We start from the raw sequence: 13639 nt of genomic DNA on the forward strand, positions 1-13639 counted from the left end.
TGAAATCATCATCACACTCTTTCAGTCAGTTCAGTTGATCTTTTAATTAAGTATAAACAGATAGTAATAATGAAACTCGATCTTTATCAAATAGATAGTTTTACTGATAAAATATTCGGAGGCAATCCGGCATGCGTTGTGCCGCTTGAAAGCTGGTTACCTGATGATTTGCTCTTTAAGATCGCAAAAGAAAATGCAGTTGCTGAAACGGCTTTTTTTATTCCGCTTACTGATTCGAACTCAGAAGTAGCAAGCTTCGATCTCCGATGGTTCACACCTGAAATTGAAATGGATCTATGTGGCCATGCAACGCTTGCAACAGCACATGTGTTGAAAAGATTTCTTAGCCACACTGAAAACAGTATAAGCTTTCAGTCTAAAAGCGGCATACTTGAAGTGTCTGTTGCAAACGACATGTACACCTTAAACTTTCCATCAAGAATGCCGGTTGAAGCTGAGTTGCCGGGAATAATCAAAACTTCGCTGAGTATACAACCAAAGGAAGTTTTTAAGTCGAGAGATTATGTATTGGTATATGCAAGTGAAGAGGAGATAACTGGTATTCAAATCAACAGGCAGATTCTTGATCAGATCAATCTTGATCCGGGTGGAGTTGTGATTACTGCACCCGGAAATGATTGTGATTTTGTATCAAGATATTTTACACCGCAGGCATCTATATTTGAAGACCCGGTAACAGGCTCATCTCATTGTTCATTAATTCCTTTCTGGAGCAAGCGGCTCAATAGAAAACAGATGACTGCATTGCAACTTTCTGACAGGGTTGGAAAATTATATTGTGAAGATAAAGACGAGCGGGTACTGATCGCCGGTAATGCAAGGACCTATTCAGTTGGTACTATTTGGATTGATTAGTCTTTCTACTATTGACTGAGATTTTTTTGCAGGAACAGATCTATTTTCTCTGCGATTTCTTTCGAATATTCTTCCAGTGCAAAATGCCCTGTATTATAGAAATTAAATTCAATGTTTTTCAGATCACGTGCATAAGCCAATGCGCCTTCTTTTGTAAAGAAAATATCTTTTTCACCCCACACTACTAAAGCAGGAGGTTGGTATTCTCTGAACATTTTATGAAACAATGGATAATCTCTTACGTTATTGCGGTAATCGTAAAACAACTGGTATTGGATTTCTTTCACGCCCCGCCTGTCGAGCAGGTATTGATCGAGCGTGTATGTATCAGGTGAGATATTTGATGGCTCACTAACTCCGGCGGTGTACTGCAATTTTGTTCCTTCGAGTTTCATAAAGTCATAAACAGCTTTTTTCTTTTGCGGATGATCAGGGTCATTCCAGATCGCTTTTAACGGAGCCCATGTATCGGCCAAGCCTTCTTCATACGCATTTCCGTTTTGTATAATAAGACATTGCAGTAATTCTGGACGTTTTGTAACTAAGCGAAGTCCAACCGGGGCGCCGTAATCCTGTATGTACATCGAGAGTTTCCTGATGCCAAGTGTATCAACAAATGATTCAATAACTGAAGCGATTTGTTCAAAACTATAGTTGAACTTTTTTGCATCGGGCACACTGCTGTGACCAAACCCCGGATAGTCAGGTGCGATCAACCTGTATTTTTTATTCAATAAAGGAAGCAGGTCACGGAACATGAATGAAGAAGACGGGAAGCCATGCATCAACAAGATAACCGGCGCATCTGCAGGGCCCGACTCCCGGTAGAAGAGATCAATGCCGTTCAGGTGAATTGTTTTATGATAAATGTTCACGGTTGTGCATCTTGTTGAAGGTTTTTTTATTTCTTTCATTGAGCAGGATGAAACTATTGTAAGGATGCAAATGCAACTGCTATCCCGGTTTGTGTTTTCATTGGTTGAAATAATTATTTCGATGTTTTGATGATGCGTTCCAATGCATACTGTCCGCCACCGATCATGAGTAATGCCAATGCCATTCCAATCCACAACAGGAAGTATTCGTAACCTTCGCCTTTTTGATTGCCAAACCAGTTGCTGAAAAACCCATATTGAACATGAGACGTAAATGCAATACCAGCTGCAAGAAGTACATAAGCTGCCGCAATGACTCTTGTGCCAAGCCCTGCAATTAAGGCAATTGCACCAATCGATTCAAGTAGAATGACAAGAAACCCGATGAGCCATGGTAACCCAACTGTTCCTGAGAAATATTGCATAGTGCCGGTAAAGCCATAGCCGCCGAACCAGCCAAATAATTTTTGTGCACCATGAGGAAATACCACAAGCCCTAACAAAATTCTTAATGTTATTGCTGCAAGTGAAAGCGGTTGAAATGATGAGTTTTTCATTTGTGTATGATCGTTTAATTGCCGTAAAAAAATTGTTCTTTGATGATTTTGCCATCTTTCCATTCCTGCACAGAAACCTGTGTATAATTGCGCACACCCCAATCTTTGTGCGTATAATCATAATGCCATTGTACCATCGATGTGTTATCGCCTGTAATTATTTTAAGCGGTGTGGCAGATCGGAATTCAGTGATTGCTGCAAAGAATGCTTCTTCACGAAGCCTGTTAGCTTCTTTTCCGGTTGTGGGTGTTGTTTCATTTTCCTGCATCACCACATCGTCATGATAGTAGTGATCAAAAGCTTCCAATGCTTTACCATTTAACACCAATTCATTGAGGTGTTGAATTTTTTCGAGAATAATTGACATATACTTTGTGTTTTAGAACCACAAAGATCTTACAACAGGAAGGCGAAAAAAATAAACCAGGTTAATAAATCACAGGCAGTAATTATTTTTCTTTCAGTAACTGTCTGCGGACTTTACTGAGAAATTCTTTGGTAATTCCAAGATAGGAAGCTACCATGTATTGCGGCACACGGTGTTCAATGGAGGCATATTGTTCCCTGAATTTCAGGTAACGCTTTTTAGCTGGCTCACTGTAATTTACTACAATTCTGTTTTGCGATGCAACAAATGCCTGTTGAATGATGAGTCTGAAAAAACGTTCAAGCTTAGGCACCTGTTTGTAGAGCTCTTGTAGGTCGTCATAATGGATCTGAGCCAATTCTGTTTTTTCCACACACTGAACATTCAGCTTTGCGGGTTCTCTTGAGATAAAACTACCCAGGTCGGCCGTCCACCAGTTTTCGATGGCAAGCATCACAATGATTTCCTGTGCATCCTGGTCAATGAAATAAGTTTTTACACAGCCGGATAAAACAAAACTTTCAAAGTTGCAAACATCACCATTCTTTACAATGAAATCGGATTTCCCGAATTTTCGTACGGTAACTTTTGAGAGCAAAAGAGATTCCTCCTCTTTTGTAAGTGTGACATATCTATTAATGTAGTCAAGTAGTGGTTGCAATTTCATGCATTACTTTTTTTAATATGAAGCTACATGGTTTTAATGATATCCTTGCTTCTTCCATATTTATTGGCAATACTGTTTCTGCTGCTCCCGGTCTCATATACGACAATCTATTTCTTCAATCTTTCTCAATTTCATAAACAAAAAATAACGTTTAATGAAAAGTGCTGCTGTTATTATTTTATTGTTCATTGTCTCATCCTGCACAAAGGGAAAATTTATACAGCAGGAAGGAAATCTTGTGCCGAATACGGTTGAGCAGGATCCTACGCTACCGGCTCTTGCTGTAAATGGTACAGTTTTTCATGCAGAAACATTTGGCAATCCTCAAAACAGCATGTTGGTTATTTTGCATGGAGGGCCGGGAAGCGATTATCGTTACCTGTTAAACTGTAAGGAGTTTGCAAGTAAAGGCTACTTTGTAATTTTTTTCGATCAGCGTGGATCGGGGTTGTCTAAACGTCATAATAAAGAAGATTTTTCCATACAACTCATGATCGATGATCTGAATGCTGTAATTCTTCACTATCGAAAATCTCCAACACAAAAACTTTTTTTACTCGGGCATTCCTGGGGAGCTATCCTGGCAACGGCGTATATCAATCAAATTCCTTCTAAAGTAAATGGTGCAATTTTTTGTGAGCCAGGTGGATTTAAATGGACCGATATTGAAGCGTATGTTAAAAGAGCAAGAGATATACGATTTACAAGCGAGGTTTTAAACGATGCATTTTATCTCGATCAGTTTATTACAGGGAAAAAAGATCAACATGCAATTCTGGATTATAAACTCGGATTGTTGGCTGCAGCTGAAAGTTCTGTAGATAATCCTACTGGCAACGAGGCTTTATTGCCATTTTGGAGAGCCGGTGCAGTTGTGAATAAAGCATTATTTGAACTTGGTGAGAAGCAACAGCCAGACTGGACGGGTAATTTGCAAATGTTTACTCCACCGATATTGTTTGTATATAGCGAACGGAACAAAGCCTACGGCTTAGATCATGCAAGGTATGTATCATCGGCATATCAGCAAGTTCAATTGCAACGGATAGACAATGCCGGACATGATTTTTTAAGTTTCCCATCGGGATGGATACAATTTTTTCCAGTGGCTTTCCAGTATTTAAATTCTTTGTGAAATGAAAAGCATCGTTTTTGTTGCGGTTTTATTCAGCAGTTTTGCTGTAAAAGCTCAAACTGTAAATTGGGCTTCAGATCATCAGAACGCAAGGCATCTTGCTTCGGGGCAGTTGGCGATTGATAATGCGTTAACCTATTCAATTCAATATGGCTATCGTCTCAAATCCAAACGGCAAACAATTATCAATTTTGAGTATGTTGCTCCTTTCGGTAAAACAATTGCTGATGATTTTAATATTAAGACCGGTGCACACTTTATGTGGGTGAAAAAAGGGGACTTCTATTTTGCTACTGAATTCCGGACAGTACTTCGACGATTTGAAAACGACTATACCCGTTTAGTAAATATTGGTGCAGATGTTTCAACCACAATCGGCTATTACAGAAAGCACTGTTTTGTTGCAGCAGAATTGGGTTTTGATAAAGCAATACTCACACATTTCAAACATTCAACAGAGTACAAGGAAGTTTTTCCTGAAGTGAAGGACGGCTGGTATGAACCATCAACTGCAGGTATTTTATATTCCGGGATTCGTCTTGGCTATTCAGCCCGTAACACTACCGTTTACCTGAAGGCAGGTAGAAAAATTGAGCAGCATTTTCAAACGCAACCGTTGTTACCGTTCTATACCCAGATTGGTTTTGTAATACAGTTTAAAAAAAACGGCAGCAAAAAATAATATTGATGTAAGGATAAATGAAAGCTGTGCGAGGATCAGTTGTGCATCTCTTTAACAATGCGTAGCCACTCTGCCACGCCCCATGCCTGTGCCACACAACCTCTTGGCGTATGCGGAGCATCTGCATCAAATATTTCGGAAACAGAACCAATACATCCTTCATTGAGATGATAAGCAAATGAGTCGATGATCTTTTTAATTTGTTTTTTTGAATTGGTGATTCCTGTTTTTTTGATTGCATCAGCATAAGGCCCCAGCAACCAGCTCCACACAGTGCCTTGGTGATAAGAACCGTCACGTTTTAATGGTAAACCTCCATATACTCCAACATAGCGTTCATCTCCCTGAGGTAAACTTCGTAAACCAACAGGCGTGTATAATTCACTTGTAACAATATCTAATACAGCTTTTGCTTTCTCTCCTTCAAGTAAAGAGAATGGCAGACTGATAGCAAATAATTGATTGGGACGAAGCGATGGGTCAGGATTTCCGTCTTCATCGATCACATCATATAAATAGCCTGCTTGTTTGTTCCAAAAGGTTGCTTCAAAACTCTGTTTTGCTTTTTCAGCACTTAGTTCCACTGATGCTGCATCTTCTTCTTGCTTGTTCTTTCTCAACAGATCAGCAAAAATGCGAAGTGCATTATACCACAAGGCCTGTACTTCAACCGGCTTACCCATACGTGGTGTGACAACCCAGCCGCCAATACGTGCATCCATCCAGGTTAGTTGCTGTCCTTTTTCACCGGCGTACAATAAACCATCCTCTGTTACATGAATATTGTAACGTGTTCCTTTAAAATGCCAATCAATAATTTCTTTTAGTACCGGCAACAGTTCTGATAAGACAAACTCTTCATCAGCAGTTGCTGCCAGGTATTTATGTATTGCAATAAAATACCAAAGAGTACCATCTACATTATTATACTCAGGTGGTTCATTATTATCCTGGAAGCGATTAGGCAGCATGCCCATACTTACTGATTGTGCAAAGGCTGATAATATTTTCTTTGCATCATTATACCTGCCTGTACTCAGGCAAAGCCCGGGTAATGCGATCATTGTATCTCTTCCCCAATCGGTAAACCAGTGGTAGCCGGCAATAATTGTTTTAAGATCATCACCACGTTTTACAATGAATTGATCGGCTGCCAAGAGTAATTGTTTTGTTACATCATCTGTGTTATTATCCAGTAAAGAAAGTTTGCGTTTTTCTTCTTCCTGGAATAGCATCCCCGCATCTTTATCTGAAGGATCAACAGTTGAAATAATAACACCCAGAAAATCTCCTTTCTGAAGTTGAACAGAGAAAACACCATGACTCAGCAGGTCTTCCTCAAAATTTAATCCACGGTATTGCTCAACACTGTATTGAGAACGAGTGAACCATTCAGGTGCATGCTGATAAGTTGCTGCGGGAATTTTAATGAACAGATCGGTTTCGCTATCAGGTATTGTGTGAAAAACATCATTTGCAAATTCAGCATTCCATTGTAATTGCGGACCTTCATGTTGTAAGGAATGATATCCTCTTGCTGCAACAAATGGTCTTAATTCGAGTGTGAAAGGCTCTGTTGCTTCTTCAACTTTGTAGAGAACAAGCGTTGTGTTTTCATTCTGCACCATTGCAATCGTTTTGCTTAAGTGCACATGGTCTGAACGATAGTTCCATTGCGGGAACAACTCTTTACTGAATAGCTGTAGATAGTTATTCCCGTTGGGGTGTATCGTATTGTTGGGATAAAGATTTGTACCAAGCTCATAACGCACCGGCCCAACAGATGAATTCGTAACAATCGTTTCATCAAGTTTTGAAAGCAGGTTCATCCGTTCTGCAGGTGGTTTGGTGGCAGCAACCAGCAAACCATGATACCTGCGTGTGTTGCAGCCAATGATCGATGAAGATGACCATCCACCTAAACCATTTGTTTCGATCCATTCATGACGGATGGCTTCGGGAAAATCAGCCAGTATTGTTTTGTCTTTTTGTAACATGATGATGATATTTCAATCGCTTAGTCAGCAACTTTTAATGTACCGTTCTGTTGTTTCGCAGTTGCATCGGTTTTGTTGATGCGTTGAATCAGTTCTGCTACAACACCGGTCCATCCCGTTTGGTGCGATGCGCCAACACCTCTTGCCGTATCGCCATGGAAATATTCGTAGAACAAGATAAGATCTTTAAAATGCGGATCATCTCTGTAGATAGTATACTGATCATTTGCAGGACGATGTCCATCTTCGCCCATTTCAAAAATGGAAACAAGACGTTTTGAAATTTCTTCTGATACTTCACTCAACATCATCTTATTCCCTGAACCTGTAGGAAATTCAACTTTGCAGTCAGATCCGTAGTAGTCACAATACTGCTCCAATGCTTTGACCAATAAATAGTTCATCGGCATCCACACAGGTCCACGCCAATTACTATTGCCGCCAAACAAGGAAGAAGTGCCTTCAGCAGGTTGATAATCGAGCCCAAACTCTTCTCCATTGATATTTACAGAGTAACCATGTTCATGAATTTTTGAAATAGAACGAATGCCGCCTTTACTCAAAAATTCTTTTTCATCAAGTAATGCCTTTAGCAAACGTTGTAAACGATCTTTTGGCACAAGCGATAACAAAATATCATCGTGTTGTTTCAGGTTTTCAATAACAAGGTATTGACCATTGTCTTTGCGGTATTTCTGAAACCATTTTAAACGTCGGTAGAAATCAGGTACTTTTTCAAGCTGTTCCTTTTTTAATACCAAAACGGCAAACATTGTAGAGAGCCCAACAAGGCTTCTTACTTTCAATGGAATATATCTTCCATCAGGCATTGCCAAAACATCATAAAAGAATCCTTCTTCTTCATCCCAGCTTCCGGTCCAGTTTTCACCAATACGATTTAAACTTTCAGCGATGTAAACAAAGTGTTCAAAAAACTTCGTGGTTACATCTTCATAGTTCTTGTTGTATTGTGCAATTTCCAAAGCCATCTCCAGCATATTTAAACTGTACATCGCCATCCAGCTTGTGCCATCGGCTTGCTCCAATACACCACCACCGGGAATCATATTACTGCGATCAAACACGCCAATATTATCAAGGCCAAGAAACCCGCCTTCAAATACATTGTTGCCTTTGTGATCTTTCCTGTTTACCCACCACGTGAAGTTGATCAATAGTTTTTGAAATACCCGTTCCAGAAAATCAATATCGCCTTTGCCGGTTTTTTCTTTTTCCATTTTGTACACCTGCAAACAACTCCATGCATGCACAGGTGGATTCACATCGCCAAAACTCCATTCATACGCAGGTAACTGACCGTTGGGATGCATATACCATTCACGTAAAAACAAAATGAGTTGTTCTTTTGCAAACTGCGCATCAACCATTGAAAGCGGCACACAATGAAATGCAAGATCCCATGCCGCATACCAGGGATATTCCCATTTATCGGGCATAGAAATAATATCTTCATTGTTGAGCGAGTGCCAGTGATGATTACGACCATTCTTTCTTGATTCCGGTGGAGCTATCTGCCCTTTGTCGCCATTGAGCCAACGTGGAATATCAATATTGAAGTATTGCTTACTCCATAACATACCGGCAAATGCGTGTCGTTGAATATTTTTTTGCTCCTTGTTTTCCTTTACAAGAATTGTTTCATAAAATTCATCAGCTTCTGCAATGCGGTTGTTAAATACTTCTTCAGCCTTATCTGCTGATAATGGTTCAACAGGTAATTCTCTACCCAGGCGCAGGTAAATGGTAGTTGATTCTTTTGCTGCAAGATTTACTTCATACATGGGCGCAAGTTTTGTTCCCTGTTTTTTGTCTTGCAGCAAATCATATTGTTGATCAATAACAGCGGTATGAAATGCATCTTTCACAAAAGGACTTGCATTTGGTTGATCGTATAGCCGCTGTGTATTTGTTTCATTCTCTGTAAAAAGGGTACGAAGAGGTTTGTCATAGGAAAAATAATAGGTGCCCAATTCAGGATGCTGTAATTGTACACTGAAATCATTCAACTGTGTGATAGATGGTTTTTCATTTAATAAGCCAAAGCTCCAGAGGTTACGAAACCATAGGGTAGGGAGTAGTGCAAGAAATGCAGTTTCATCGGCACGGTTATGAATGCTGATACGGATATAGATGTCTTCTGCATTCTGCTTGGCATATTCTGTTACAACATCAAAATATTTTCCTTCGTTGAATAAACCCGTATCAAGTAGTTCATATTCTTTTTCAAACCTGTTACGGTTGCGGTTTGCATTAACAAGATCAGCATAAGGATATTCTGCCTGTGGATACTTATACAAATGCTTCATGTAAGAATGCGTCGGCGTACTATCAAGATAATAATACAACTCCTTAACATCTTCACCATGATTGCCTTCGTTGCCGGTTAAACCAAATAACCGTTCTTTCAGGATAGGGTCTTTGCCATTCCATAATGCAACTGCAAAACAAATCCGCTGCATCTCATCACTGATGCCTGCAATACCATCTTCCCCCCAACGATAAACACGACTGCGGGCATGATCATGCGGAAAATAATCCCATGCATTGCCATGTTCGCTATAGTCTTCACGCACTGTTCCCCACTGCCGTTCGCTGAGGAATGGACCCCATTTTTTCCAGCTCTTATCTGTCAATCGTTTTTGTTCTGCGTTCATGCTGTTTTATTTTGATGTCGGTTTTCGTTTTTTGAATTTCTTCTGTATTTACATTTTTTCTACTTACCCATTATCTTCAAAACCTGGATACAAAGTCATACCACCATCTACAAACAACGTGGTGCCGTTAATATAATCTGAATCATCACTTGCCAGCCAGGCAGCAGCTTTACCAATATCTTCTACTTGTCCAACACGTTTCTGCGGAATAAGTTTTAATAACTGCTGTAAATGTTCGCTTGTATCCCATGCGTCATGATTAATAGGAGTAGCAATGGCGCCGGGGGCAATGGAATTGATACGAATATTTTTTGGCGCATATTCCTGTGCAATAGTTTTCATCATCAGGTTTACGCCTCCCTTACTCGCTGCATAGTTTGCATGACCAGCCCAGGGAATTACTTCGTGCACACTGCTCATGCAAATGATCTTGCCAGCACTTTTCGATTTACCATTAACACCCCTGCGCAAAAATTCTTTAATAGCTTCTCTTGCACAAAGAAACTGGCCGGTAAGGTTAACAGCAATCACAAAATTCCATTGCTCCAATGTCATTTCGGTAAAAGGTGCATCTTTTTGCAAGCCTGCATTGTTAATGAGAATATCAACTGTTCCAAATTGGTTGATGACATCTGCAAACATTTGCTGCACCTGGTCTTCTTTACTTACATCGCATTGATAGCTGATAGCTTTGCCACCGTTGGCAATAATTTCTGCTACAACTTTCTCCGCCATTTCTTTTCCGTTTACTACGGGATAGTTCACCACAACTGTTGCGCCTTCCTTTGCAAGTTCTTTCGATACACCTGCGCCAATACCACTGCTGGCACCTGTTACAATAGCTATCTGTTCTTTTAATTTTTGGTTCATGTTGTTTTAATAAAGCGTTGAATAATGTGATGGTTGTTTATGTTCTTTATAATCGGCTAATCCCTGTTTGATCAGTTGCAGTTCAAAATCGGTGACGATGTTCAGGTAGTTTTGATAGGCTTCTTCTGCTGAGCTGTATGGATTCAAAGGGTCTGGAGTTGTATATTTTTCCGGCGACATATAACTGAAGTAATCAGATGCCTGTAATAATTTCCATGTTTTACTTAGTGCCGGATTATTACATCGGTTCACGGCTTTTTCAAGGCTGAAAATTTTATGCAGCATTTTATTCTGCATCGCATTTTCGCAACGGCTGCTGCTGTTTCCCCCGTTTGTTGCCCACGAAATAGTTTCACTCACATCATACACGTCATTTGACGGATGTACGGCAAGTATTGTTGAAGGCGTTGCAAACAGCCAATCAGGGTTTTGTAAAATGTGGCCGGGTAAGGCTTCAAGAAAATCAAAAATGCCTGTCTCTTTTGTTTTATAGATGCCAAAGGTTTGATAGTCGAGCATCAGGTTGATACATTCTGTATCTGCCGGATGTGAATGTATCCATGATGCAAATTTTTCGGCTGTCAACGGACGTTCGGGCCATTCTTCATCTGCAAAACGAAACGCAATATCATCACTCATCCTGAAGTTACGGAGCAATAACGGGATTTTATTGCCAGGACTTGTAAAGGTTTTGTTTCGTGAACGATGATGCAATAACTGATCGACAGATTCACAAAATATTCCTTCAAAACCAAGTGAATGAATAAAAGCTGCAAGATTATTGTCATGGATTAGTTCTGTATTTCGAAACAGAGTTGGCGTTGTGTTAAGCAATTGCTCTACGATCTGTTTGTGTTTTTCTACCTGGCGTTTAAATTCAACATTTGAATACAGCCAGCTGGCAGAATTGTTACATGGCTCTCCAAGTATTTCAACGCAATCTGTTTGTACAAGTCGTTTAAATTGTTGCAGCACATCTGGACGGTAAAGCTCAAGTAACTCAAACATGATTCCGCTTATAGAAAATGCTGCTTTTAAATTTCCTTCGTACTCTTTAATGAGTTTTAATAAAAGACGATTGGCAGGCACCAAGCAATCGTCTGCTAGACGGTTTAGTTGGGCAATGGTAGCATCTTTATCAAAATAGTTATGGACTAACCCTACATCACTCGATGTGTAGTTTGCTAATGCATAAGGTTGATGCACCCTGAATATGAATGATACAAATGGCATGTTTAGATCCCGTTGTTAAGATTTTCGGAAGAATGGCTCTGTGGAAACAGAACCATTATTTCCTAACCCTAAATCAACCTTGTGAGAAAGGTTTAATGAATGCAAAGCTAATTGGCAGGGTGCTGTTAGACTGTCTTGTTAATTACAGTTATCGTAAATTAATTGCCTAATTCCAGATGAACTGATCGTTCAGTTCAATGTGTTTACGGTTGTAAAATAAAAGGCCCTCATCCCTCAGTTCATTAAAAAGCACATTTACACTTTGTCTGCTGGTTGCAATTACATTCGCAATGTCAGTATGTGTTAAATAGTTATTGAGAATAATTTTATCACCAACACGGTTGCCATCCGTCATAGCCCAGTTTTTGATAAAACGGATCAGGCGGCTCTTCGCATCACGAAATACGAGATCGGAATGCTTTGATTCAAGTTTGCGTAATTTTTTGTTGACCAGGTTTGCGTATGCTATTGCAATTGCAGGATTGTGATGCATGATCTGCTTCAGATCACCGATACTGAAGATGCACACCACTGTATTTGCTGTAAGTGCCTCGGCATATTCATCAATAGCAGTATTGCCTTCCATACTCAGGTCGCCGAAAATATCAGGTGCAGTTAAAATGTCTTTGATAAGTTCGTTGCTGTCATCGTTGTTGATCTCGGCAATTTTTATTTTTCCCTGAATGAGTAAAAATATCTTACTGAAGCTTGCATCTCCATAGCCAAAGCTTTCATTCCGGTAAATGGTTTTTACTTTCATTAACTCAAAAGCCTGTTGGATGCTCTGCTCGGTTGCATTTGCAAAGAGCGGGTGACTTTTTAAGTAGGCATACTTAATTTCCGGTGACATGGTTTACTGTTTTAAAGGTTTAATGTTTATGATTAATGGTCTATTCAGTTTGTAATACGGCTGATGACTGTTTGCAGAATTGTTTTTATTTCTCTATGGCTCTCCGCAAAAGCTAATGTTGCCACTGGTTGGTTGTTTTTGTAGTCAACATCAGGCAGTTGTATCAAGCCCAATTCGTATTCACTTATTTCTTCAATTTCAAACAGCTGTAAGGAAGTGAAACTTCCAAAGTGCTGTTGGTACCATGCTTTTAGATCGTTACGCATAACAAATGATTTTTAGTTGATTTGTTCATCAGTATTTTCTGAAAGTGCCTGTTCTATTTTTTCGATCAATAACTGTTTTGATGTTAACCCGGTTGTGTGATCAACTACAGTTCCGTTTTTAAACAGCAGGATCGTAGGCAATTCCATAATGCCGAAGCGTTCGGCAAGACTGTTATCATGTTCTGTATCTACAATAAAAAAGTTTGCAACACCACGGTAAGAGAGAGACAGTTCTTTGTAAAACGGTTCAACTATCTGGCAGGCTCCGCTCCATTGTGTTTTAAACTTAACCAGTGATAATAATTTGCTCTCTGTTACTTTCGTTTGGAATTCTTCCGCTGTTATTTGCTTTGGCATATTGTAAAATTTCGGCATGGTATTTAAGGCCAACGGCATGCCGCATTTGTTTTTGCATGTAATGATTGCCCTGAAATGCTTTGCAGTAAAGGGTTTCCGGATTTTCAACTATTGTATCTAGTCAAGTGGTGAGCCTTTTTTTCTCCCAACCTGTTGGGAAAATCCCAACAGGTTGGGATTTTTTTTATTGGGAATATTCAGCCTTGTCTAATAAGAATAAAAAAACCATCC

14 protein-coding genes are annotated in these 13639 nt (G+C 39.7%); 3 read left to right on the forward strand and 11 right to left on the reverse strand.

Features of this window, described 5'->3' with window-relative positions; all coding sequences use genetic code 11:
• Positions 1–69: 69 nt before the first annotated feature.
• Positions 70–876: a PhzF family protein gene (locus WG954_RS14615; RefSeq protein ID WP_340437404.1), complete on the forward strand. Its 807-nt coding sequence runs from the start codon at positions 70–72 to the stop codon at positions 874–876.
• Positions 877–884: 8 nt separating this feature from the next.
• Here WG954_RS14615 and WG954_RS14620 read toward each other — a convergent pair whose 3' ends face one another.
• The 4 genes from WG954_RS14620 to WG954_RS14635 all read right to left on the reverse strand — a co-directional run bounded on the left by WG954_RS14620 (position 885) and on the right by WG954_RS14635 (position 3343).
• A complete protein-coding gene (locus WG954_RS14620) occupies positions 885–1790 on the reverse strand; it encodes an alpha/beta fold hydrolase (RefSeq protein ID WP_340437405.1) in 906 nt (301 codons plus the stop codon).
• 74 nt (positions 1791–1864) lie between these two features.
• Entirely contained in the window at positions 1865–2308 is a 444-nt protein-coding gene (locus tag WG954_RS14625) for a DoxX family protein (RefSeq protein WP_340437406.1), read from the reverse strand.
• Positions 2309–2322: 14 nt separating this feature from the next.
• Positions 2323–2676 carry a nuclear transport factor 2 family protein gene (locus WG954_RS14630; RefSeq protein WP_340437407.1) on the reverse strand — a complete coding sequence of 118 codons (354 nt, stop codon included), beginning with the start codon at positions 2674–2676 and terminating at the stop codon, positions 2323–2325.
• 82 nt (positions 2677–2758) lie between these two features.
• On the reverse strand, positions 2759–3343 hold the full coding sequence (locus WG954_RS14635) for a Crp/Fnr family transcriptional regulator (RefSeq protein ID WP_340437408.1): 585 nt from the start codon (positions 3341–3343) through the stop codon (positions 2759–2761).
• Between the two features lie 154 nt (positions 3344–3497).
• Here WG954_RS14635 and WG954_RS14640 point away from each other — a divergent pair, with 154 nt between their 5' ends.
• Together WG954_RS14640 and WG954_RS14645 are read left to right on the forward strand one after the other, a co-directional pair.
• A complete protein-coding gene (locus WG954_RS14640; RefSeq protein ID WP_340437409.1) occupies positions 3498–4478 on the forward strand; it encodes an alpha/beta hydrolase in 981 nt (326 codons plus the stop codon).
• 1 nt (position 4479) lies between these two features.
• A complete protein-coding gene (locus tag WG954_RS14645; RefSeq protein WP_340437410.1) occupies positions 4480–5160 on the forward strand; it encodes a hypothetical protein in 681 nt (226 codons plus the stop codon).
• A gap of 35 nt (positions 5161–5195) precedes the next feature.
• Here the strand turns inward: WG954_RS14645 and WG954_RS14650 are convergent, their stop codons facing one another.
• From WG954_RS14650 to WG954_RS14680, 7 genes are all read right to left on the reverse strand, one after another.
• Entirely contained in the window at positions 5196–7157 is a 1962-nt protein-coding gene (locus WG954_RS14650; protein WP_340437411.1) for an amylo-alpha-1,6-glucosidase, read from the reverse strand.
• 20 nt (positions 7158–7177) lie between these two features.
• Positions 7178–9832 (reverse strand): MGH1-like glycoside hydrolase domain-containing protein, encoded by a 2655-nt coding sequence (locus WG954_RS14655; protein ID WP_340437412.1) that lies wholly within the window; start codon positions 9830–9832, stop codon positions 7178–7180.
• A gap of 63 nt (positions 9833–9895) precedes the next feature.
• Positions 9896–10702, reverse strand: coding sequence for an SDR family oxidoreductase (locus WG954_RS14660; RefSeq protein WP_340437413.1), 807 nt, complete (start codon positions 10700–10702; stop codon positions 9896–9898).
• A 6-nt stretch (positions 10703–10708) separates the two neighbouring features.
• A complete protein-coding gene (locus tag WG954_RS14665) occupies positions 10709–11935 on the reverse strand; it encodes a glycoside hydrolase family 57 protein (protein ID WP_340437414.1) in 1227 nt (408 codons plus the stop codon).
• 166 nt (positions 11936–12101) lie between these two features.
• Positions 12102–12785, reverse strand: a complete 684-nt coding sequence (locus tag WG954_RS14670) for a Crp/Fnr family transcriptional regulator (RefSeq protein WP_340437415.1) — start codon at positions 12783–12785, stop codon at positions 12102–12104.
• 44 nt (positions 12786–12829) lie between these two features.
• Complete coding sequence (locus WG954_RS14675) at positions 12830–13051, reverse strand: hypothetical protein (protein WP_340437416.1); 222 nt, start codon at positions 13049–13051, stop codon at positions 12830–12832.
• Positions 13052–13063: 12 nt separating this feature from the next.
• A complete protein-coding gene (locus WG954_RS14680) occupies positions 13064–13447 on the reverse strand; it encodes a thioredoxin family protein (RefSeq protein ID WP_340437417.1) in 384 nt (127 codons plus the stop codon).
• Positions 13448–13639: the final 192 nt, after the last annotated feature.

Source organism: Lacibacter sp. H375 (assembly GCF_037892425.1).
Lineage (GTDB): Bacteria > Bacteroidota > Bacteroidia > Chitinophagales > Chitinophagaceae > Lacibacter.